Here is a 24,045-nt window from a genome sequence, read left to right as displayed (position 1 = left end):
GGGGCGACCATCTCGGTCGCCCCGGATCGCCGGATCTACTTCACAAGGAACTCGTCCTTGTACAGCCGGTTGGGCCGCGGGGCGGTGGCCTCGCTCAATTCCACCTGAAAGTCACTCTCGCGCTTGGTCCTCGGTCGGTAACTGCCACCGAAGGTGACCATCACCGACCCGCCGACACCGGTCGTGCCGCGAGCCGACGTCGTTTCCCGGCCGGCGTTGAACACCGTCGCCACATCGCGTCCGTCGTTGCCGACAGCGATCGTGCCGTCGTGGAAGAACTGCACGAAGGTCCCGTTGTCCGCGCCAACGGTGGCAGCCACCGTGTGACCTTTCTCCGGGTCGAGCTCGAACTCCGCATCGCACTGCTGACGCCGATCCACGGGACCGGGCTCACCGAGTGTGCGCCCGATACCGAGCAGCACAGTCTCGCCGAGGGCATTGTGCCGCTCGCGACCTTCTTCGGTCCACAAATGGGTGGTCGACCAAACCTTCACGCGCCCGTCATCGAAAAGCGACACCCGGTCGTCGGTGCCGTTGCTGATCAGATATTTCGCACTGTTGGGGGCCATACTCCCCATCTTCCTCGCTTTTGCGGGTCGAGATCACCCGTTCCGGTGAGTCGATCGCCCAAAACGCGCTGCACGCCAGGTCAGAAGCTTTTGTGCGGTACACCAACAGTGAGGCCACCGTCCACCACGAACTCCGCGCCGGTCGAATACGAGGACTCGTCGGACGCCAGATACGCCACCAGCGCCGACACCTCATCCGGCTCGGCCGCCCGCGCAAGCGGAATCTGCAAGAAGTCCGCGGGAATCCCCTCGGTCATCGGCGTGGAAATCAGTCCCGGGTGCACCGAATTCACCCGAATCCCCTGCGGCGCGAGCTCGAGTGCCGCCGACTTGGTGAGCCCACGCACCGCGAATTTCGTCGCCGTGTATCCGTGCAGACCAGGACTACCCCGCATCCCCTCCACCGAGGAGATATTCACAATCGACCCACCGCCAGCGGCTTTCATCGCCGGAACAGCCGCCTGCATCCCGAGAAACGTCCCGGTCAGATTGATATCGATAATCCGCTGCCACTCGTCCAACGCGAAGTCCACCAACAGATTCCCATTGACGATCCCCGCATTGTTCACCAGCACATGCAGCCCACCGAACTCCTCGACCGCCGCCGCCACAGCCCCCGCCCACTGCTCAGGCTCACGAACATCGAGGTGCCGATACACCACCGCGTCCCCGAGTTCCTTTGCCACCGCGGCACCTTCGTCATCGAGAACGTCCCCGATCACCACCGACGCCCCCTCGGCGACAAACCGCCGAGCATGCGCCGCCCCCATCCCCCGAGCACCACCACTGATCACCGCAACCTTGCCGGCCAACCGTCCCATGTCCGCATACTCCTTCGTCGAATCGAACCCCTCACACCGTATGAGGAGGCTCGCTCGAATGGGCAGTATTGCTAGAACACGTTCCACTTTTGCTCAGCGGACGGCGGTTCGCTCCCAGGCCGACCACGAGCTGGAATCAGCAGGCGATGTTGGCCGCGCCTGACGACTCGAACGAAATGTGCACGTGGTCATAGTGATTCTGCGTCGGGCTGCCGCGATCCTCCATGTAGGACCAGCCGTTCCCGTCGTTGTAGCGCTGCTGCCAGATCACATAGGTGACACCGAAGCGCGCCTTGTTGGCCAGGACGAAATCGGCGATCGTATTGCCCAACGCGGCGTTCGATGTCATGACGTCGAGCGCTTGCCCCGCGCCGTGGTCACCGTCATAGCGACCGTGCGCACCACCGATGTTCGAGACCCCGAACATCTTCTGCAGCAGATTGCCGACCTGCGCCACATGCGGCAGCGTCCCGTTGAACTCCGTCCCGCACAGAACCTTGACCTTCAGCGCCGACAATGCGGCCAGCTCGTCATCAGCCCTGACAATCGGCCCCGGCTGCGGCGCATCGTGCATCGGCGCGGCGGCGATCGGGTCGAGCTCGATGGCCGAAGTCGACAGCGGTTCGACCGAAGCCACTGCCTCGACCTCCGCCGCACCCGGCCGCATCACCATCATCAACATGCCGGGAATAGTTGCCGCGAGACTGCATACGGCCAGCGGCATGCGGCTCTTGGGAGCCGACGTTTTGCGATGCGAAGCAGTCACGATGTAGATCACCAGTCGTTGTCGAGAACAGGTCACTGTAAGATTACGAAACGGTCGCGGAAATGTCACGTCCAGACGCACACTACACAGTCGGACCAGCATCTATCACCCGAAGCGATCTCGCAATCCTTTCGCCGCGTGTCGTTATCAAGACGGCCTGTCGCGACGCAAGGCGCTTCAGCTGTCGCTCACGTCACCGGCTCGACCCGTCGACATAACAGGGATCGGGATCACTCGCCTCCCACGAACCCATCGGCCATCGCCGCGATCCCACTATCTGGGCGGCTTGTGCGCAGTCGGGGTCGAGCTGCCGATGCGCCCGATCAGCTTGTTCACCGCGCAGGCGGTCCAGTGCGGTCGGACCACATTCGCCTACCCTCCGGCGGCCGGATACCCCACCGCCGACGAGCGCCGCGCCAATGTCGGTGCCCCTTGCTACTTTTCGTGCATTCGATCTCCACGAGCTCAGCGAGGACGCATGACCGCCGAAACCACCTATCTCGAACTGTCCGACGACGCGGGCTCCTCGCACAAGTTCTACGAGGTAGTCGTCACCGGAACGAACGTCAATATCCGCTACGGCCGCATCGGCGAGCAGGGAACGTCCAAAGCGAGCTCCTTCGCCACCGACGACAAGGCGAAGTCGGCCGCGCAGAAGAAGATCGGCGAAAAGGTGCGTAAGGGCTACGCCCCCGCCGTCATGGGCGCGCGCGAACGCCGCACCGTCACCCGCCGCAGCATCACCAGCCAGCGCTCCACCGCCAAGTCAGCTCCCGTGCTGTGGCGTTTCGACTCCGGCGCCGCCGCCTTCGGCATCTTCGTCGACGAGCAGCGCTGCTGGGTCGGCAACGAGGACGGCGAGGTCTTCACCCTCTCCCCCGCCGGCGTCGTCACCAACAGCTACAGACTGCCCGACGCGGTCAAATGCATTGTCGCCGACGACTTCTGGATCTACGCGGGTTGCGACGACGGCCGCGTCTACGACCTGTCCGGCAAGGTCCCCCGCGCCGCCTACGATGTCTCCGCCGACGACGTCTACTGGCTCGACATCCACGACGGCATCCTCGCCGCCTCCGACTCCGCGGGCGGCCTGACCGTCATCGACCACGAAGAGGAATCCCTCTGGTCCGCGCGCAGCAAGGGCAACTCCGGCTGGATGGTCCGCGTAGACCCCACCGGCGTCTACCACGGCCACAGCGCCGGCGTCACCAAGTACCACCTGGAAACCGGTCGCTCCCAGTGGAATTCGTCCACCCGCGGCGCGGTCCTGTTCGGCTGGCAGGAATCCGACACCGTCTACGCGGGCACCTCCCACAACCAGGTCGAGGAAATCACCAAGCAGGGCACCGCCACCCGCACCTACCAGTGCGACGCCGCTGTCTTCTCCTGCGCCGCCTCCCCCGACGGCCGCTACGTCTTCGCAGGCGACTCCCACTCCTCGGTCTACTGCTTCGACGCCACCGGCACCCGCCTCTGGAAACTCGCCACCGGCTGCGGCTCCGCCTACTCCATGCAGTACCACGACGAAAAGCTCTACCTGGTCACCACCTCCGGCGCCCTGGCCTGCCTAGACGTCAGCGAAGCCGCCATCCGCGACGCCGACCAGGGCGTCCTCCCCACCACCCGCTCGGTGAAAGCCCCCGAATTCTCCGCCGTAGCCCCCAGCACCACCCTCGAACTCACCACCGACGTAGGCACCGGCGTCATCGTCGAATGCCTCCAACACGGCGACTCCCTGCGCGTCCACGTCATCTCCCCCGGCTACGACCCCGGCTGGAACGTCCAATTCCCCCGCGACATCCGCCTCGCCGGCGCCCGCTACGTCGTCGACGCCGTCTCCGAATCCGCCCGAGGCGGCTTCTACCGAGTCCGCGGCGACATCCGCCGCCTGGGCTGAGTCGGTGAACCGACCGGGGAAACGTGCTGGATCTGGCCTGTTTCAAGAGCAGGAGGCACTCGCGACGTTCGTACTGCCCTACCGACCTCGCGACTGACAGAGTGAAACGTCCGGCGACTCGAAGTCCGCCGGACGTTTCGCATACCTCAGACTTCGCCGACATCCGGGTTCAACGCCGCCAAGGTGACGAAAATCGGCACCTCGGGATCCGCAGCGATCCCCCGCCCGCGCAGAAACGCATCGATCATCCCCCACACCAATTCATGCACCCTGCTCACGAATTCACCGGATTCCGGCTCCGCGTCGCTCAGCCACAGATCGGTCAGCACGATCATCACACCAACGATCGCCCGCGCAAGATACTCGATCCCCTCGGCATCCAGCGGAATCGAATCCGCCACCGCCCGAGCCCTTTCCGCGAAGCGACCCGCCACCGCACCGGCGAGGTCGTACTGGCCTGTCACCCCCTCACGGTTCGCACTCGTCTGAGTCAGGAACCGGAAAACGTTGGGGTGGGAGAGAATTCCGATGGAATAGTCGGTGAGTGCACGATCGATGGCGGCGCGGGGTGGCTGCAACAGCAGCGTCAGGTCGGTCCCCGTCGCAGCGAACGCCGAGTCTGCGAATCGTGTACCGATGGCCGCGTAGAGGTCACCTTTGTCGGTGAACTGCCGATACAGCCGCGGCTTCGTGATCCCCGCCTCGACCGCGAAAGCATCCATGCTCGGATAAGGCCCGTCCCGATCGAGCACCCGAATCGCCGCGTCGACGATGACGTCCCGGCTCACCGGCGGAGGTCGTCGACTGGCGCGGGTCACGGTCGAGAACGATACACGTACCAGCAGTACGATCGACACTTCCTACGTACCACAGGTGAACGGCTCTTTACAGAAGGCACCACATACCGGCAGTATCGTCATACGTACCGGCAGTACGAACTTCCGGACAACGCATCGAAGGAGACGGTCCGTGTCGGATGCCCTGCGCCAACTCACCGCAACACTCGGCGCCCCACCACCACCCGACTTCGCCACCCTCACCCCCGACGAGCTGGCACTCCTCGACAACTACGTCCGCGCCGCCCTCGACCACCGCAAGGCCGCCCTCGACGGCGCCCTCGACTCCGGCATGCGCCTCATCCCCCGCCTGGCCCGCCCCGCCGTGAAGAAGGTGCTCGGACTATGACCGCGACCCACCACACCACCGTCGAACTAGCCAAACTGGCCCGCGTCCTAGACCGCAACCCCGCCGACCTGGACTTCCTCGCCACCCTCCCACCCGCTGCTCTCCGCGAATTCCGCGACCAGATCACCGATCTCACCGCCCGCCGCGAAGCCCGCCGCATGCAACGAGTCGGCGCCGCCGCCAAACTGGTCCCCGCCCCCATCGCCGCCAAGATCACCGAAGCCGCCTTCGGCCCCGTACTCGCCGCCGCGCTCGCCGGCTCCGTCGACCCAGCCCGCGCCGTAGCCATCGCCAGCGCCCTCTCCCCCAGTTTCCTAGCCGACGGCACCCTCACCCTCGACCCCCGCCGAGCAGTCGAACTGATCGCCCAGGTCCCCGGCCCGATGGCAGCAGCCGTCGCCAGCGAATTGATCAGCCGCGGCGACTATCTGACAATGGGCAACCTCGCAGGATCAGTCCCCGATTCAGTCCTCCGCGCAGCCCTCCCCCACGCCTCCGACCTCGACATCCTCCAGGTCGGCTACTACCTCGAGGAAACCTCAGCAGCCGACCGCCTCCTCGCCATCGTCACCGACCGAGTCCCCGGTGTCATCCGCGCAACCCACGACGCCGACGAATGGCCCAAAGCAATCACCCTGCTTGCCCTCCTCGGCCCCACCGAACGCTCCAAACTCGCCAACGTCGTAGCCGCCCAAGAAGACGAAGTCATCGACGGCCTACTCGCCGCAGTAGAAGAAGTCGACGCCTGGGACACCCTCCTCCCCGTAGCAGCAGGCATGTCCCCACAGCCCCTACAACGCCTGGCCCAGCGCCCAGCCATGCAAAACCCCACCCTCCTCACCAAAATCGCCGACCTAGCCCTAACCCAAAACCTCTGGCTCTCCCTACTCCCCCTAGCCACCCACCTCTCCCCCACCCAACTCCACACCGTCGCCGCCCGAGTAGCCACCGAACCCGACGACTCCCTGACCACCCTCATAGAACAAGCCCACACCGAAAACCACTGGCCCACCCTCCTCCCAGTAGCCCTCGCCCTCTCCACCCCGGACCGCAAACGCCTGGCCTCCCTCCCGGTAATGCACCGCCCCGCCTACCTCACCGCCGCCATCGAAGCCACCGCCACCCACAACCTCTGGCCCGAAGCCCTCCCCCTCATCAACGACCTCCCCACCACCACCCACGACACCCTCGCCACCACGATTAACACCCTCACCGACAACGAATTCCGTGCCGCGATTCAAGCCGCCCCCGCAGCCGATTGCGCCGCATCCCTGATACAAATCCTTCTCCGCCAAGACTTCTCCCGTCGATCCCGCTCCCTCACCCTCCTCAACGAAGCCGACAACCTGGAAACCCTTATCGGCACTATCACCACGCGAGATCCCGCCATCTGGCAAGGCTTGTCCGAGATCCGCACAGAAATCCCCGAACAACTCCGCGGCCTGCTCGCCGCGCAAGCGACCCAATGCGGTCAACCAGAACTTGCGGGCAACATGACTGCCAGCTGATCGTCCGGGGACCTATCAGCATCCTCGCAACTGTGTAAGTCGTGGAGGACACTCGTACGGGACATACATTGCGGGACAGCGTGTTCCGCGGCGAAGCAAAGCCGGATGTCTACGGCCTTACCCTGAAAGCCTCGCTGCATGGGGATTGCGTGAAAGCCTGGTCATCGCGGTCGCGCAACCGGAGTTGTCGGCGTTGGAAAAGGAGTCGGATAGGGAACCTGCTCGCCTGGACCCGGCAGCCCGGACCTACGCAGACGAGGGTTCTCGGCAAGACGACATCCGGTCTGAGCGGTGATCGTTACGGTGAGTTGGTTCTTCCGGACAGAGATGCGAGCACCGTCCTCGCTGTTTACGAAGTCCTGATGGTAGTTGCCGGGCATCTCGCTGATCACCGGCAGAGTCGCGCCGAAACGGGCGGCGACCTCACGGGCACGGTCAGCGAATTGCTGCCAGCCATTGTCAGGAATGGCTGAGAGCGAAACGACCTTGACCTCGTAGTCCTCCAGCGCAAGCGCCGTTCCCTGAGTCTGGTCGTAGGGACGTCCGCATGGCTTCGGTTCGTACGAAATCCCAGAGTCCCATTCGAAGGTCTCGGACTGGAGGAAGCCGTCAGCGGCCGTGCCGATTTCCTCGACAGCAGACCGCATCTCGGTGAGTTCGTCTTCGAGGCTGCGGCGTTGAAGTAGGCGCTGTTCGGCTGCGGCAGTTTCTTCGAGGGTGGTGGGAGTCGGCTCACCGGCATCGGTGAGCTGTGCTTCGTACAAGCGGCAGCCGACCTTGGTTTCAATGGAGATCCCCTGGTTCCGGCCCAACCAGATTTTGGTCCCGTCCTCCGGGTTGTAGAACGCACCTCCACCTACGAGCGGATCCGGTCCCGAGGAGGGAACAGTCGCACCAACGCGTTCCGCGATGCTCTGAACCCGACGGGCGAACTGCTGCCACACTTCATCCGAAACGGCGACAGTCGGAGCAGAACTGTAGTTCTCCAGACCGATCATCGCGCCGCCCGTTTGATCATAAGGCTTAAAACATTGCTCGGTGCGGAGGTAGTCGCTCTTCGACCACTCGAAGGTGATACCGGGGATCAACTCGGCAGCGACTGCCGCGATTTCCATCGTTGTGGATCACATCGCGGTGAATTCCGCCTCCGCACTGGGGCGTTCGCGCAGCCGCTGTGTCGCGGCGGCCGTCTCTTCCGGGCCGGTAATGGTTGGGTGAGTTCGCGCCGCATCACATCCGATGACAAGACTCGAAGTGGCAAGACAGCACATCGCTACTACGAACAGGTCGCGCACCCTTGTCATCTGTCGCCTCGTCCGGGTATGTCGTTCGCGTTGCGCCACAGTCGATCGTGAAGTCATCAGCCAGTCTTCGGGTTGGTGGCGTTCTCAGGCAATCCGGCGACGATCGCGGCGAGGTTGTAGCCCGAGCGGTGCAGGTTGCCGTTCGAACCCGTCCGACCGTATTCCGAATGCGGGTTCTCGGCGCCACTCTCGTAGTGCTGGTTACCGACGGTGATCGGGTCAGTGCTCAGATGAGTGACCCAGGGCATCTCATCCGGGCTTCGGCCGAATGAATCGAGGTTGCCGACGATCTCGCCGTGTTCGGTCATCTCGTAAACGTGGCCGTTGCGAAGCCCGAGATCACCCGCGTTCTCCACCGCGTCGTTGAACCCGAGGTTGGTGATGGGCGAACCCAATCCGTTCAGGCCCGGCTGACCCGGAATATCGGCACCCAAGCCCGGCGACCCGTAGTCGACGACGTCGTCGACTACGCCGGACTGCTGCTGCAAGGCATGGCTGGTCGCCAACGATCCGTAGGAGTGGCCGAGCGCGGTGATATGAGGATCGTTTTTCTCGCTGGCAACGTCGAGGCCGGTGTAAAATGACGACAACGGTTGCACCGCTTCCTTTGCGCGACCTTCGTTGGTGACGTTGATCATGTCGGGCTCGACTTCGGACAGACTCCCTATCCCGCCTTGCGGGGACGTTTCGATCGTTTTCTCGGCCTTGCCCGAAATGCCGCCGTTCACGTTTTACACCCGACGCACCCTCAACGCCGCAGTTCAGCTGCATCCTTCGGGAGCCGAACGTAGCGCCCACACTCGACCATCCTCCGCATGTCGGCGAAGGCCTGTCGGTCCGTAATGAGACCGTCGACGACGGCTGCGTTCATCAGATGGATCGTCTCGCGGGTTGTAATTCCCTGCAACTTCGCATACCGCACGGCTTCCCGGTCGTCGGAGATCCACCATCCGCCGTCAAAACGGCCGGACTCGGCGATAAGAAAACAAGTCTGCGACTCTCCGAGGTGCTGCAGGGGCTTGTCCTCTAGACCGCCGAAAACGACCCGCCGAATCTGCTCGACCCTCCGCGCCTCGGCGTCATCGTCGATCTCGATCGGTTCGCCCATCCAGCCGTCTGCCAGCAGGGTCGCCAGCTTGGGCAAGTACTTGGCCGATCTGCTCGCCTCGTAGGCGACTGCTTCGGCCCAGCGGCCGGCGCCGTTCAGAATGGCCGCTAGCAGGCTCACCCGGTCGACGGCGGCGAAGTTGCACAACACGGTGTTGTCTGGAAACACGTACTCACTCACCAGTTTTGGAACTCCCCCCATCAGGCTCCAACGACAGCCGCAGCGCGTCGACATCGATCTCCAGGAGATTAGCGTACGGCCGCAGAGTCGTCTTGCCGCTTTGATAAGCCGCAAAAGCGTCACGGACCAGCAGCCCCGGTGGCCTCGTCCTGGCCGCGGCAGCAACCCTATGGGCGAAGTCGTCGCCACGACCGGCGAGAGCCGCGGCTTTGGCCGCAGTGATCGATTTCCAGGGTTCAGCGACGCCGGCGTCGATGTACCGCAACGACTGCAAGCGCAGCGCCAGAGTCGACGGCGTCACCATCAGTTCACAGGCCAACGCGGCGAAGGACTCTGTCGTGAGTCCGCCATCGATGTGTGTCCGCAAAAGGTCTTGTGGCATCAGGAATTCAGCGGCAAAGGCGTTGGCACGCTGCTCACTGGGTTCCTTGCGTTGAGATTTGTCGAATACGTCGTTGTCCAAGTGCAGACCCTGGTCGTCGCCCGCCAGCAAATGACAGAGTTCGTGCGCGAGGGTGAACCGCTGCCGGGCCGGAACATGGGCGGTTGCCAGCAAGATGAGCCGGACCTCTGTCGAGGATACAGCCAATCCGTCGAAGCCGGAGCCCAATGCCGCGACGGCGACATCCACACCGAACACGTCCTCGATCAGCGCGGGCAAGTCCGGCTCGGTCACCGAGGTGGAGCATTCAGCGACCCGTGCGAGAGCCGCGACCGCAAGCCGCTTGCCCTGGTCCAGATACCCGCTGGCCTCGGAGATCTCCACCGGCCGCCACGGCTGCGGATACCCGAGGTCGGTGAGGTCGTCGCGTAACCGGCCGTACCGCTTGGCAATGCGCACCGCGTCCCCAGCACTACCGCCGGTGGTGCGGGCCGCCACCGCCAGTGCCGGATCTACACCAGTCAACAACCAGTCCACCGTGACCCCACAAGCGTCGGCGATGCGCGCAAGGTCCAGGGAGGAGAATCGGCGCGCTCCGCTGAGTGACTTGGACAACTTGGAGTCGTCCAAACCTATCTGCCCGGCAAAATCACGCTGATATAGGCCGGACGTGCGAATAAGCTCGCGCACACGCTCGGGAATCTCAGACACAACACAAAACTAGCACCGATTGCGATAATCGCAAACGCTCGATACGGTGGACCGATCCGCTGGAACGAAGGGTGTGGGGAACAATGCCGAAGGTGCCTGAACCGGGCCAAGTCGTCACCGTGCGTGGGTCGACATGGGCGGTCACCGAGGTCCGGCCGCAAGGCCTGCCCCGCAGCCCGGCCGACGAAGGCGCAGCCCACCTGTCACACGTCGTGGAGATGCAGTCGCTCGAAGAAGACCGCCTCGGCGAGGAACTCGCAGTCGTGTGGGAGCTCGAAGTCGGCCACTCGGTAGCACCGCCACAGAACCTGCCCGAGACAATCACCCAGGCCGGGTTCGACGACCCGAACACCCTCGCTGCCTTCGTCGACGCGGTGCGCTGGGGCGCGGTGACCTCCGCCGACGCGAACTCCTACCAGGCCCCGTTCCGCAGCGGCGCGAATATCGAGGCCTACCAGCTGGAGCCGTTGAGCCGCGCATTGCAATCGTCGCGGACGAACCTGCTGTTGGCCGACGACGTCGGCCTGGGCAAGACCATCGAGGCAGGCCTGGTGATCCAGGAGTTGCTGCTGCGCCACCGCGCCCGGTCGGTGATGGTGGTCTGCCCACCGAGTCTGTCGGTGAAGTGGCGCGACGAGATGCGCGACAAATTCGGCTTGGACTTCGTCATCGTTAACAGCGAGCTGATCGCGGACGTGCGGCGAAGCCATGGCCTCAACGCGAACCCGTTCCGCCTGTTCCCTCGCGTAATCGTCAGCATGGCATGGCTGCCGTCGCTGCGCGCCCAACGGCTGCTGCGCGAACTCTATGCCGACGTACGCGATTCCGGCACCGCCCGCCGTTACGCCTTCGACGCCCTTGTCGTCGACGAAGCGCACCATGTCGCCCCAGCGAGCCCGCCCCCCGTCGGGGGTCGGCGCGGCTACGCGATCGACAGCAAACGCACCCTCGCGACCCGCGCATTGGCGCAGCGATGCGAACATCGCCTGTTTCTGTCCGCGACCCCGCACAACGGCTACTCCGAATCGTTCACCGCGCTCCTGGAGATGATCGACGGCCGCCGGTTCACCCGCGGAGCCACCCTCGACGAGCGGGCCCTGCGCGACATCATCGTGCGCCGGCTCAAGACCGACATCACCAGCCTCGACTTTAAAACCCGGGTGCTCAGGATCATCCAGTTCACCCCGAGCGACCCCGAACAGGAAAAGTTCGCCCTGCTGGAACGCATCCTGAAAGACAGTGCCCGCAAGAACGGCCGCAAGGGCCAGTCCGGCGACATTGTCGCGATGCTGTTGAAGAAGCGGTTCCTTTCCAGCCCATGGTCATTCGCGAAGACCTTGGAGCTCTATGACAAGTCTGCGGCCACCGGTCGGTTGCCGGAGATCCCCGAGGACGACGACGAGTACTTCCAGGAAGTCATGTCCTTTGGCCAGTCCGATGAGGAGGAAGGCGAGCAGGACCAACCGGAGTTCGTCACCCTGCGCAAGAGCAAAGGCTCCGACCCGCTCATTGCGGCCACCCCGGCTGAGATCGCCAACCTGGTTGCGTGGGGTAGCGGCTACGAGCACCGCCCCGACTCAAAACTGGCCGCGCTGATCGCTTTCCTCGACGCCGTGTGCCGCCCCGACGGCAAGAACTGGACCAACGAGCGCGTAGTCGTGTTCACCGAATACGCCGCGACGCTCGGCTGGATCGCGGGGGTGCTGGACCAGAAGGGCTATCGCGGCCGGGTCGCAGTCATCCAGGGTTCGACACCCGCCGAAGACCGCGAGACCGTGCGGCAACAGTTCACTGACGAGCCGAACAAGTTTCCGGTGCGGGTGTTGCTGGCCACCGACTCCGCCGGCGAAGGCATCGACCTGCAAGACCACTGCCACCGTCTGGTGAACTACGACGTCCCGTTCAATCCGTCCCGTCTCGAGCAGCGCATCGGCCGTATCGACCGGTACGGCCAGCACGAACAACCCGAGATCTTCCATTTCGCCCCGGACGCCGCGTCGGCCACCTACGCCGCCGACCTCGACTTCATGCGCCGGATCGCCGAAAAGGTCGGCAACGCGCGCAAAGACCTCGGGAAGATGAACCAGGTGATGGCCGCCGAGGTGCAGGACCGGTTCAGTCCGAGCGCGAAACGCCGCTCGAAAGTCGTACCAGACAGCGGCGAGGAAGCTATCTCTCGCGCCCTTGCCGGTGAACGCCGTCTCGGTGCCCGGCTCACCGAACTGGCGCAGCGATACCCCGAGATCAAGGCCAAGATGCATCTCACCCCGGCCAACGCCCGCCGAGTCGTGGACACCGCGCTCAACCACACGAAACAGCCGTTGCTGATCGAAGTTGGCGACGACCGCACCGACGCGCCCGCTTTTGCCGTCCCGGCGTTAGGCCCCGCCTGGCAACCGGCGTTGCGCGGGTTGACCACCGCGCTCGAACCGGACCTCGTCCGACCGATCACCTTCGACGACGAAGCCGCCAGGGACCGCAAAGACCTCGTGCATATCCACCTCGGGCACGCGATCCTGCAACGGTCGGCGCGAATTTTGCGTGGCGCGCTCTTCGGCGTCGACTCACCCGTCAACCGGGTCACCGCCGTCGTCGTGGACGACCTGCCGCAGTCCTGTGTCGCGGCGGTATCGCGCCTGGTCTTGGTAGGCCGAGGCGGATTGCGGCTACACGAAGAGGTGTTCCTGACCGGCGTCCGACTGCGCGGCCGCGCCATGGCCGAAACCAAGGTCGAGGATGTACTCGACGAGGCGCTAGATGCCGAAAACCTCACTCTGGCAAGCGAAGACGTACGGACCATGCTGGCCGAACTGTGGAACACCGAAGGCTCACGGATGCGCGGGCAACTCTTGGAGGCGATCGGCACCCGCGCTCAAGCCCGGCAGAAACGAGTCGCCGAGGCGCTGCGTACCCGTGAGGACGACGACATCACCCGAGCCCGCCAGATTTTCGCGAACTTCCGCACCACATTGACCGAATCCGTCGGCCGCCTGACTAGTGAGATCCAAGCCGAGGAAGACTTGATGGCCCTCGACATGCCCGAGATCGCCCGCGACCAGCAACGGCAACGCCGCCAAGACCTGCGCATCATGCAGGACCGCCGCGCCGGCCTCGCCGACGAGGAACACCGCGAGGTTGAGGCCATCCGAGACCGCTACCGCGATATCGAACCACACGTGTCGGCAGCCGCCGTCGTATTCGCCCTCACCCCCGCCGATGCCCAGCCGGGAGCCCTGCGATGAGCACCAAGCCGAAGCGTAAGCCCCCGACCGTCGCGGAACTGCACCGCGCCTGGCTCGAACTCGTCGATACCGAAGGGCCGTTCCTGTCCGTGCCGACCGTCAAACGGGTGTGGCCGCAGGGCATGCCCCCATTGACCGCCGACCGCAAAGCCGTCCTCTCCGAAGCCAAGCCCGCCTTCGAAAAGGCTTGGGAAAACTGGGACACCCACCGCGAGGACGAGGGCGCCCTCGACCTCTATCGCACCGAACGCGACACCTGGGTCGACACCATATTGCGCGGGATCGTCGGCTGGGTCGGCAGCTACACCACCGAACACACCCAGGCCGTCCGCTCCCCCGACCACAAAGTCACAGTCACGACCGCCGGGGCGCTCGTTCACGGCGGACTAGTGGGCGCACTGGTACTAGTCATCGACCCAGTCGATTCGCTGCGTGACCCCAGCCTCGACGGCTGGTCCGACAGCGCAATCGACCGGATGACCCAATTACTGCGCGAAGCCAGCGTTGAGATCGGCGTAGTCACCGACGGCCGCTGGTGGGGCATCGTCTGCGCCCGCCCGAAGGAGTCAGTCGCCTCTGGGATCGTCGACGCGCACACCTGGATCGAGGAACCGCAGACCCGCAACGCGTTCTTCGCCCTCCTCGCCCGTCGACAACTCGTCGGCGGAGTTCCAGGGGACCGGTTACCGCAGCTGTTTGCGGAGTCGGTGAAGTCGGCCGAGGAGATCACCGAAGCCCTCGGCACCCAGGTCCGACAGGCCGTCGAGCTGCTCGTCCAGGCTTTGTCCGAGTCCGCGCTGACCGTCGTCGAACGCGGCGAACCCGACCCGCTGCCCGCCGACCGCGGTGCGGTGTACGAAGCCGCCGTCACGATGATGATGCGGGTGGTCTTCCTTTTGTTCGCCGAGCAGCGGCAGCTATTGCCCGAGAGCGAGTTGTTCACCCGCGGTTACGGCCTCAGCGACGAACTCGACCTGCTCGACGCCCGCGCCCGCGACGCGGGCACCGAGGCGCTCGACGCCACTCACATGACGTGGCATCGGCTGCTCGCGACATCGCGGGCGCTGTACCAGGGGGCCGGCTTCGAGGACATGCGAATTCCGCCTTACGGCGGCTCCTTGTTCGACCCGGAGCGGTTCGGATTCCTCACTGCCAGGGACGACCGGGGCTTGCTCATCGCGGTAAGCGACCGGGTGATGCTTGCCGTGTTGGCGTCAGTTCAGGTCGCCGTTGTCAAAGGCGTCGCAAGCCGGATCTCTTTCCGCGACATCGACGTCGAACAGATCGGGTACATCTACGAAGGCCTCCTCGGCTATTCCTGCGCCGATGTAGACGAAGTGACTGTCGGTCTGATCGGCAAGGCGGGGTTGGAACCTGAGATCCCGCTGCACATTCTTGAGTCCCTCGCTGCTGCCAACCCGGACCCGGCGAAGTTAGCCGCTGCTGTGATCTCCTGGGTCAAATCCAACCTGCCAGCCGCCACGGGACCCTCGCCATCCGCTTTGGCCGCCGCGATCAAAGCTGCTAATTCTACCGAAGACGCTGACCGTGCGTTGCGCGCAGTCACTACAGACGCTGACCTGCGGGACCGGTTACATCCCTTCGTCGGCGTCATTCGCCGCGACCTGCGCGACCGCCCGTATGTTGTTCATCCCGGCGGCGTCCTCGTCGTTGAAACAGCTTCCCGTGCTTCCGCCGGTGCTCACTACACCCCGAAGGATCTCGCTGAGGAGGTAGTCCGGTACGCCCTTGAGCCGCTGGTATATCGGCCTGGACCACACCAGACCGCCGACCGGGACGCCTGGCGGCTTGTCTCATCCGAGGACATCCTTGAGCTTCGAATTGCCGATATCGCCTGCGGCTCCGGCGCGTTCCTCGTCGCCGCCGCTCGCTACCTCGGCAAACGTCTCGTCGAAGCATGGCGTTACCAAGGTGCCGCCATCGGCACAGCTCACGACCTGGAAGTCCACGCGATTCGTCTCGTCGTTGCCAAATGCCTGTACGGCGCCGATATCAACGGCATGGCTGTCGAAATGTGCAAGCTCTCCCTATGGCTGGTCTCCCTCGACCCAAAGCTGCCGTTCTCGTTCGTTGACGACAAGGTGCTACACGGTAATTCACTTCTCGGACTTACCGATATTCGCCAGCTCAAGTGCCAGAACATATATCCCGTCGACGATCAGATGGTGCTCTCAAACCTGGACATAGACGACGTCTTGGCAAAGGCCGCCAGGCTTCGCGTCGACCTTGCCAGCGAGATCGACGACCGCGACCCGCAACGTTCGGCCACGGCGAAGCGCCGGCAGTGGCGGCAGTACCAACAACTCACCAAGACGCTGTCGGAGGTCGCCGACGGAATCGTCGCCGCCGGGCTACGACTGGGCGCGAAGCGGGGCAAGCCACTACGAGAGGCGTACCAGAACCTAGCTGCCGCTATCGGTGACGCGTTCCCGGATGACGGCCAGGAAGCCGATCGGACAATGCTTGACAATATCCTGGCAGCCGGACTCACGCCTGCCGCCGATACGGATTACACGCGATGGAAGCCGCTCCATTGGGTAATTGCCGTTCCTCACGTGATCGAACGTGGCGGCTTCGATGCTATCATTGGCAACCCGGCATTTCTTCACAGTAAGAAGATAACAACAGCCTACGGAAAGAACTATCGCGACTTTTTGCAAGGCGTACTCGCTAGAGGAGTCGCAGGTGACGCAGACCTCGCTGCATATTTCCTTCTACGACAATCGTCTCTACTTTCTCCCACGGGCGTAATCGGCATCGTAGTTGCCAAGTCAATAATGCAGTCACACACCAAGATCGTTGGACTTGATCAGGTAATGTCGAGTGGTGCGCAGCTAACTGACGTATCTGATACGTTCGATTGGGGTCCAGGCGGAGCTTCCGTGTCCGTAGTGAAGCTGTGGATTACGAAGAACAAAAATGCTTCCAGATCGAGAGTTCTCGTCGGTGAACCAAAACCACCGCAGGGTATATTGCCAGTTCGAGCCTATGTCGGAACATATCCAAACGGGGACGGGTTCCGCGTCTCATCGCAACGCGCACGGGCCTGGCTAAAAATGCACCCCGAGTTGCGTACAAGGCTATTCCCTTACATACGCGCGGCGGAGGTAACGCAGGGAGATCCTGCACTGCCTCACGAGTACTTGATCGATCTAGACGGTCTATCCGAAGACGAGGCCCGTCGCATGGAACCACTCTGGACGCATCTTTATGACCATCAAAGACCTTGGCGTCAGAGCTCCTTAGCGAAGGGGAAGGGGGACCGCCGCTGGTGGGATTTTGAGGGCTCCGCGAAAGCCCTATATGGCGAATTGCGCGGCTTGGACCGGGCAATAGCCATTCCCCGCAACAGCAACCTCCTAATGCCGCGCTGGATACCGGCCTCGACGAGAGTCGATATGGGCGTGATTGTGTTTCCAACTGCCGATTTGTCTACTTACGCACAAATTGCGTCGAGCCTCCATTATCATTGGACTCTAAGTTTTGGATCGACAACTCGAAATGATCCGAGCTATGCACCTCGCAGGCTGTCCAACACTTTTCCATGGATGGTCGATTGCTCGCACATCGACGCCGCGGAACGTTTCAGTGCAGCACTGGAGAACCTATGCAGGAGGCTCGGCGGACTGCGGCCTGTTATGAATGCATTTAACGACATTGGCCACCAAACTTCAGAAATTACCTCACTTCGTGAGCAATTTGTGGAACTTGATTCAGAAGTTCTGGACATGTTCGGCTGGAGCGATATTAAACCTGCCTACGACGTCCGGGAACGGAACAATCTCAAGCGCTTCACCATGGATTCGACATCGCGGGATGAGATCCTATACCGGCTTCTCAAAGAGAACCATCGGCGCGCACAAGCTAAGACGGGGGCACGGCCGCTTGCCGACGACGCGGAGGATAATCAGTGACCATACCGTACGTTCTCTCTTACAAGCCCGACGGCCGGTCGGTCACAGCTCGGGAGAATCTCGCCGACATCCTCGAACGCGAACTTCTCGGCCCCGCGGGCGGCCCAAACGAGCTTCTCGCCGGTCCACCTGATTCCGCATACTTGATCGGCCGGATCGCCCCGGTCCGCCTCACGGACAAAGGTTGGGACGACGACCCCGCAACCGACGTCGGTGACGAGCTGGACGCACTCGAAAGCCGCGGCGTCCCAGTAACCGCGGTCGATGATGCAGCGGCCACCGCCGACGAGGACACGGCCGAGGACGGCCCGCAACGCCGTGGCCTGATCATCCCCGCGTCGATGGGGCTACGTCTGCAGATCCCAACGGGCCTGACATCGTTCACCGTGACGGCATCGTGGGGTACCTACGAGCCGCTGCCAACGGAGGTCGACGAAGAAGGTAAACGGTCAGGCCCCCGATTTCAGCGGACCCCGATCTCGATCGACACCGTCATCAACGTCAAGGACCTGGTCCCGAAGGAGACGACGGCATTCCACCTGCGCGACACCGTGGTCCTGCGCGTCGACCGGTACGACGACCAGTCGCGCGGACGCCGGTTGATCGAGATCGCCTTGTGCAACGACGCGGAGACCCCGGCGAAGATCCCCACCAACGCATGGCTGTTTCAAACGAAGCTCGCGGTGAACGCCGACGGCGCTGAGGTGTTCCTTCCAGTCCGAGACCTGCAGCTCGACGACGACGAAGAGTTCGATGACGAGCTGCGGTTGCTGAACCTGCAATACCGGGATCGACTGGAGTTCGCGGTCGGCCGAACGTGTTCGGTGGATTGGGATGTCGCCGAGAACTCCCGGCGCGCCCGATCCGTGTGGACGACGTGGCTGCCGACCTGCCAAACCCCACAGACCAAGGCCGAGGAGATCAAGGACGCACTGCTGGACATGGAGCGACTGGCAACCGTCGAGGTCGAGGAGTTGCGGTCCGGATTAGAGCCGATCGTCACCGGCTACGCGACCTGGTTGGACGGCGAGCAGGCGACGGGCGAACAGATGCCAGCACACCTGCGGACAGATGCGCTCGAAGCGGTCGCCGAGGCCCGAAATGTGCACGGCCAGTTGAAAAGCGGACTCCAGCACCTCATCGATGACCCGGAGGCGCTGCGGTGCTTCCGCTTCATGAACACGGTGATGGCCGAGCAGCGTATCCAATCCCAGGTGGCCGAACGCCGCGCGCAGCACTCGGACGAGTCCATCGCCGCAGCCCGCGCGACCGTGAAGGCCAAAGGTCCGCTGGCACATTCGTGGCGCACATTCCAGTTGGCGTTCATCCTGATGCAGTTGCCGATGTTGACCGACCCGGCCGCTGACGGCCGCTCCGGCGAGTTGGCGAAAGCGCAGCTGCTGTTCTTCCCGACCGGCGGCGGAAAGACCGAGGCCTACCTCGGTTTGGCGGCGTACACATTCGCGATGCGTCGCCGCCAAGGGGTGCTCGACACACCAGACGGGGCCCTCGACGGCGGAGGCGGGGTGGCGGTCCTGATGCGCTACACGCTGCGGCTGCTCACTGCACAACAGTTCCAACGGGCCACCGCCCTGGTGTGCGCGGCGGAGGTGACGCGCCGCACCGATGTCGCGACGTGGGGTCCGGAGCCGTTCCGGATCGGACTGTGGGTAGGTACCGACGTCAGCCCGAAACGGTTCAAAGACGCTGCGGAACAGTTGAAGAAGGTCAACGAGGGGCGCGGTCACCGGTTGACGGTGCTGCAGATTCAGCGCTGCCCGTGGTGTGGCGACAAGATCACCGCCCGCGACGTCGATCCGGACCCGAGTCAGCGACGAGTGTTCGTTTACTGCGGCGATGAGCTGAGCGACTGTCCGTTCTCGAAAGGTGGTGCCGCCGAACACGGGCTGCCGATCTTGACCGTGGACGAGGAGATCTACCGGCTCGCCCCATCATTCGTGATCGCGACGGTCGACAAGTTCGCCCGCCTGGCCCGCGAAGGTGAGGCGGCATCGCTGTTCGGGTATGTCGCGCAGCGCTGCGACCTGCACGGCTATGTACACAAAGACTATGCGGACTGCGCTATCAAGGACGGCAGCAAGCATCCGGGCACCGGCGCGGCAGTCCGGCCAACCATCCGGTTGCGTCCGCCGGACCTGATCATCCAAGACGAGTTGCACTTGATCACCGGAGCGCTGGGCACCACCGTCGGGTTGTTCGAGGCCGCGATCGACGTTGTCTCGTCGTGGCGCACCGCGGACGGTCGACCGGTGCAGCCGTTAATAGTGGCGTCCACCGCGACCGCCCGCAATGCCGCCGACCAGGTCAAGGCGCTCTACGGCCGCGACGTGACGATCTTCCCGCCGCAGGTGCTCGACGCGGGCCGAACGTTCTTCTCCAAAGAGGTGCCCCTCGACAACGAGAACCCCGGCCGCCGCTACGTGGGCATCTCCACCACGGGTGTCCGGCTGACCACCGCCGAGATCCGGGTCGCGGAGATCCTGATGTCGGCGGGGCAGCTGCTGCTCAACCGGTCCGGGGTTGCCGCCGACCCGTACATGACCCTGGTCGGCTATTTCAGCGCGACCCGCGAATTGGCGGGCATGAAGCGCTATCTCGACGACGACGTGCAGGACCTGCTGGCCAAAGGCCGACCGTGGTCGCGCAGCCTGCCTAAGCGATACGGGACCATCGGCCAACTCAACATCACCGAGCTCACCGCCCGCGTCGCAGGCGCGGACATCACCAAAACCCTCGACGAGATGGGCATCCCGTTCGATCCGGAGATCGACGCCTCCGGGGTTCCCCACACCAAGAAACGACCCAGGCAACCGTTCGACGCAGTGTTGGCCACGTCGATGCTGCAAGTCGGTGTCGACGTCACTCGGCTTGGGTTGATGATGGTCGTCGGCCAACCGAAGAACACCGCGGAGTACATCCAGGCGTCCTCCCGCGTCGGACGTGACGGCGACCGCCCAGGTTTGGTTGTGACACTCGGCAACTGGGCCAGGCCGCGGGATCTCGCGCATTTCGAGCAGTTCCGGCACTACCACGAGACTTTCTACGCGAAGGTCGAAGCACTGTCGGTAACGCCCTACTCGAAGACCTCGATCCTGCGTGGCATGGACGGCGTCCTGGTGAGCGCTGCCCGCGTCCTTCAAGCGGCAAAAACCGGTGGCCTGTCCGAGGAGACCGGTGCAGGCCGCATCGAGACGGAGCAAAAGTTCGTCGACGAACTGATCGACGCCCTGGTGACGCGAATGAGCCGGGCCGCCCGCAGCGAAGACGCCACCCAAGCCGCCCACCAACGCCTCACCATGCGCCGCGACCTGTGGCTCAAGCGTCGCGCGCAGGTGACGGACCAAATGCAGACACTCGTCTACGAACGAGTCGGGAAATCCACCTCCGCCCCCCTGATCATCAGCCCCGAACACGGCAAGGCACTGGCCGACAACCGCGACGTGCCGCCCTTTGTGATCGCGAACTCGATGCGCGAGGTACAGCCGGAGATCAACCTGCTCGTCAGCCCGATTGAAGAGAACCTGTACTACCAAGCGCCGCTGTCCGCGCCGAAGTGGGCCATGCCCGAGGCAAACGAGAAGGACGCCAAGTGACCGTCGAAGCCGACTACATCTACGACCCGAGCCAGGCGGTCGCGCCGCTCGACGACGCGGACAAACTGAAAGAGAAGGGCACGAAGCACAATCGTGCCAAGGTCGGTTCGGCACGGCCGTCGTCCCTGCTGTACACCTACGGTCCCGGCGCGGTGATGGACCTGCCGAACTTCACCATCATGCCGACAGGTCTGGACGACTGGGACAAGATCTACGACCGCCGCGACGGCATCCGGACCATCCACGCGCCTCGGCTGCGCGAGGCCGTGGCCAAGCTGATGAAGTCCCGTGACGTCGCACTGCGACCACACCCCTGGCAGGCCCAAAAGCTGGCTATGTCCACCGAAGGAAACGACCTCGGTGTTCCCGCCCGGGTGTTCCCGCAGTGGCTGCGGTGCACAGGCTGCGACCTGCTCGGCCCGCTGACCTTGTTCAAGTACCACAACACCCACCCATACCGGTCCGACCAAGCCGCGTTCGAACACACCGGCTGCACCGGCCGCAAAGGCACCCGCAAGGCGAAAGGCCGCGACGCCGTCGCGGCCCGCTACCTGTTGGCCTGTGCGGACGGTCACCTCGACGAGTTCCCATACAACGAATGGGTACACCGAGGGAAGCCGTGCACCGCCGCCGAAGCTCCACGGCTGAAGATGGCAACCCGCACCGCAGGCAAGGGCGCGGCGGCCAGCATCGACTGCACCGCGTGCGGAAAGACCCGAGCCATGAACGAGGCCCAGGGCGCGGCCGGTCGGGAGAAGCTGCCGCCGTGTCGTGGCAGGCACCCGCACTTGGACGCGTTCGAACAATGCGGCGCGGACACCAGACTGATGCTGATCGGCGCATCCAATCTGTGGTTCCCGGTGACTCAGTCCGTCGTCGTGATGCCCGTGACCTCGCCGGAGGAGCATCATCGCGATCTCGCCACACTTGTTCGCATCGCGTTGGGGCCCAACTTGGCCAAGTTCCAAGGCAACCTCGATGTACTGAAAGCACTGATCGAACAGTCGGTGCCCGCAGCGTTCGCGTTGCCCGACAACGAGTTCGCAGCCGTCATCGAACTGGCCGAAAAGCCATCGGACGACGCGGAAGGTGAAAAACGCGAATGGGATCCGATCGAACTGCTGGTTCCCGAATGGAAGTATCTGCTGCACGATGCAGTCGCCAACGGCCAACGTGACGAGGTCAGCGGCCTCACCCTCGCCCGGCGCGAGCGCGGCCCGACGCTGCCACCGCAGATCACTCGAGTGTTGGCCGTCGAGTCGCTGCGCAAAGTCAACGCCCTGATCGGATTCACCCGCATCGACGAAATGGACCGGGTCGACGACATCGATAAGCGATTCGTACCGTTGGCCCGCGCGGCGAAACCGAAATGGACTGTTGCAACCGAAGATCTCGGCGAAGGCATCTTCCTGCAACTCGACGAGGACGCAGTCACCGCATGGGAACGCCGGACATACACCAGCAAAACCTGGAAAGCCCACGTCGCCGCCCACAAACTCAACTTCGAACGCCGCCACTCCGAGACGGCCGCCGACGTCGGCCACGAGACGCGGCTCAAGCCGCCCCGCTACTGGCTCGTTCACGGCCTGGCCCACATCCTGATCCGCGAGTTGGCGATGACCTGCGGCTACAACGCCGCCAGCCTCAGCGAACGCCTCTACGCCTGGCATGCCAGTGCAGACAGACCCGCCGCCGCCGGGCTCCTGATCTGCACCACCGCCTCTGACAGCGACGGGACCCTCGGTGGCCTCGTAGAGCAGAGCCGACCAGCCTTGCTCGACCGGGTCGTCACCAACGCGCTGCGCCGTGCGACACGATGCCCGTCGGACCCGATCTGCTCCATGCGGACTCCGCGTGCCCCGGAAGACTTCCTACACGGCGCCGCCTGCCATTGCTGCGTGATGGCGTCGGAGACGTCCTGCGAACGCGCCAACCGGTTCCTTGACCGCCGGTTCCTCATCGATCTACCGGGGAGCAGCCTTGGATTCTTCCAACTCCACCGGTGAGACCGCCCGCCTGCTCGGTCGGTACCTGACCGGCACCGAGGCCAAAGACATCGCCGACCGTCTCGCCGCCGGCGCGACAATCCGGTCGGCGCTCACTGCGCTGTCGATCGACCGTCGCCCGGAAGCCACGGCACTGCTGCGGCAATTGGACCCGTCGCTATCCATCGTGGTGCTGCGCGGCATCCAAGGCGCACGGTCGACCGTGACGAAGCTCGGCCAGCTGTGGACCCTACCCGGCCCCTTGGCCGACGCCGGGCGGCTCACTCCGTCGATCGTCGAGCATGTCGATGGCGCACGCAGTTCGGTGATCTGCTCGACGTTCAACTTCCAACGGTCCTCGGGACTATGGGGCGCGTTGCGCCGAGCCGCCGGTCGCCCGTCGATGCACGTCAAGGTGTACATGGACGCCCGGGCCGCAGACTCCGGGGCAAAATCCCGGTCGCCGACCAGCAACGACGTCGCGAGACACCTCGCTCCAGGAATAGTGTTCCGCACCAAGGAATACGACGGCAAATACGTGACCAACCACGCCAAGTTCGTCGCCGTCGACCACCGGTTCCTACTGGTCACTAGCGCCAACTTCTCGCACAGCGCCGAACACCACAACATCGAGTTCGGATTGATTGTCGACAACCCCACCCTGACCGAAGCAGTCGAGCAGCAACTCCGAGCATCCGAGACGACGGTATACGAGCGCGTACTTCAACCCTGAGGTGCCGGAAGTGTCTCGGGCAGTGACTCAAAGTCAAAAGCTCCCTCCCCAGTACCTGAACTGGATCGACATCCGAGACAGCATCGAGCATTCTGGGCTGCACTC

At 63.9% G+C, this 24,045-nt stretch carries 16 protein-coding genes; 8 read left to right on the top strand and 8 right to left on the bottom strand.

What is annotated here, in order from left to right:
* Window positions 1–35 precede the first annotated feature (35 nt).
* The 3 genes from IBJ82_RS28285 to IBJ82_RS28275 all read right to left on the bottom strand — a co-directional run bounded on the left by IBJ82_RS28285 (window position 36) and on the right by IBJ82_RS28275 (window position 2,063).
* Entirely contained in the window at window positions 36–569 is a 534-nt protein-coding gene (locus IBJ82_RS28285; RefSeq protein ID WP_194829033.1) for a hypothetical protein, read from the bottom strand.
* 80 nt (window positions 570–649) lie between these two features.
* A complete protein-coding gene (locus IBJ82_RS28280) occupies window positions 650–1,390 on the bottom strand; it encodes a glucose 1-dehydrogenase (RefSeq protein WP_056816690.1) in 741 nt (246 codons plus the stop codon).
* Between the two features lie 136 nt (window positions 1,391–1,526).
* On the bottom strand, window positions 1,527–2,063 hold the full coding sequence (locus tag IBJ82_RS28275; protein WP_194829164.1) for a hypothetical protein: 537 nt from the start codon (window positions 2,061–2,063) through the stop codon (window positions 1,527–1,529).
* A 571-nt stretch (window positions 2,064–2,634) separates the two neighbouring features.
* Between IBJ82_RS28275 and IBJ82_RS28270 the strand changes: the two genes are divergently transcribed.
* Window positions 2,635–4,053 (top strand): WGR domain-containing protein, encoded by a 1,419-nt coding sequence (locus IBJ82_RS28270; RefSeq protein ID WP_194829032.1) that lies wholly within the window; start codon window positions 2,635–2,637, stop codon window positions 4,051–4,053.
* A gap of 146 nt (window positions 4,054–4,199) precedes the next feature.
* Here the strand turns inward: IBJ82_RS28270 and IBJ82_RS28265 are convergent, their stop codons facing one another.
* Window positions 4,200–4,871, bottom strand: coding sequence for a TetR/AcrR family transcriptional regulator (locus IBJ82_RS28265; RefSeq protein ID WP_370585524.1), 672 nt, complete (start codon window positions 4,869–4,871; stop codon window positions 4,200–4,202).
* A gap of 151 nt (window positions 4,872–5,022) precedes the next feature.
* On the opposite strand from IBJ82_RS28265, the gene IBJ82_RS28260 reads away from it, so the two are divergent.
* Window positions 5,023–5,238: a hypothetical protein gene (locus IBJ82_RS28260; RefSeq protein WP_194829031.1), complete on the top strand. Its 216-nt coding sequence runs from the start codon at window positions 5,023–5,025 to the stop codon at window positions 5,236–5,238.
* A complete protein-coding gene (locus IBJ82_RS35235; RefSeq protein WP_194829030.1) occupies window positions 5,235–6,746 on the top strand; it encodes a hypothetical protein in 1,512 nt (503 codons plus the stop codon). Before IBJ82_RS28260 ends, IBJ82_RS35235 begins: the two co-directional genes overlap by 4 nt.
* Window positions 6,747–6,907: 161 nt before the next feature.
* Here IBJ82_RS35235 and IBJ82_RS28250 read toward each other — a convergent pair whose 3' ends face one another.
* From IBJ82_RS28250 to IBJ82_RS35510, 4 genes are all read right to left on the bottom strand, one after another.
* Window positions 6,908–7,861 carry an LppA family lipoprotein gene (locus tag IBJ82_RS28250; RefSeq protein WP_194829029.1) on the bottom strand — a complete coding sequence of 318 codons (954 nt, stop codon included), beginning with the start codon at window positions 7,859–7,861 and terminating at the stop codon, window positions 6,908–6,910.
* 245 nt (window positions 7,862–8,106) lie between these two features.
* Window positions 8,107–8,778 carry an alpha/beta hydrolase gene (locus IBJ82_RS28245; protein ID WP_194829028.1) on the bottom strand — a complete coding sequence of 224 codons (672 nt, stop codon included), beginning with the start codon at window positions 8,776–8,778 and terminating at the stop codon, window positions 8,107–8,109.
* Between the two features lie 20 nt (window positions 8,779–8,798).
* Entirely contained in the window at window positions 8,799–9,338 is a 540-nt protein-coding gene (locus IBJ82_RS28240) for a hypothetical protein (RefSeq protein WP_194829027.1), read from the bottom strand.
* Entirely contained in the window at window positions 9,331–10,431 is a 1,101-nt protein-coding gene (locus IBJ82_RS35510; protein WP_370585523.1) for a helix-turn-helix domain-containing protein, read from the bottom strand. Before IBJ82_RS35510 ends, IBJ82_RS28240 begins: the two co-directional genes overlap by 8 nt.
* Window positions 10,432–10,514: 83 nt before the next feature.
* On the opposite strand from IBJ82_RS35510, the gene drmD reads away from it, so the two are divergent.
* From drmD to drmC, 5 genes are read left to right on the top strand one after another with little or no spacing between them, the layout of a single operon-like run.
* The gene (gene drmD, locus IBJ82_RS28230) at window positions 10,515–13,673 is read left to right on the top strand and encodes a DISARM system SNF2-like helicase DrmD (RefSeq protein ID WP_194829026.1); all 3,159 of its coding nucleotides are present in this window, start codon (window positions 10,515–10,517) and stop codon (window positions 13,671–13,673) included.
* Entirely contained in the window at window positions 13,670–17,608 is a 3,939-nt protein-coding gene (locus tag IBJ82_RS28225; RefSeq protein WP_194829025.1) for a DNA methyltransferase, read from the top strand. Before drmD ends, IBJ82_RS28225 begins: the two co-directional genes overlap by 4 nt.
* The gene (drmA, locus tag IBJ82_RS28220; protein WP_194829024.1) at window positions 17,605–21,222 is read left to right on the top strand and encodes a DISARM system helicase DrmA; all 3,618 of its coding nucleotides are present in this window, start codon (window positions 17,605–17,607) and stop codon (window positions 21,220–21,222) included. The genes IBJ82_RS28225 and drmA overlap by 4 nt, the downstream gene beginning before the upstream one ends.
* Window positions 21,219–23,228 (top strand): DUF1998 domain-containing protein, encoded by a 2,010-nt coding sequence (drmB, locus tag IBJ82_RS28215; protein WP_194829023.1) that lies wholly within the window; start codon window positions 21,219–21,221, stop codon window positions 23,226–23,228. The genes drmA and drmB overlap by 4 nt, the downstream gene beginning before the upstream one ends.
* Entirely contained in the window at window positions 23,203–23,940 is a 738-nt protein-coding gene (gene drmC / locus IBJ82_RS28210; protein WP_194829022.1) for a DISARM system phospholipase D-like protein DrmC, read from the top strand. The genes drmB and drmC overlap by 26 nt, the downstream gene beginning before the upstream one ends.
* Window positions 23,941–24,045: the final 105 nt, after the last annotated feature.

The sequence above is a fragment of the Nocardia sp. XZ_19_231 genome (genome assembly GCF_015355705.1).
Lineage (GTDB): Bacteria > Actinomycetota > Actinomycetes > Mycobacteriales > Mycobacteriaceae > Nocardia > Nocardia salmonicida.
This window is presented reverse-complemented; position numbering and strand designations above follow the sequence as displayed.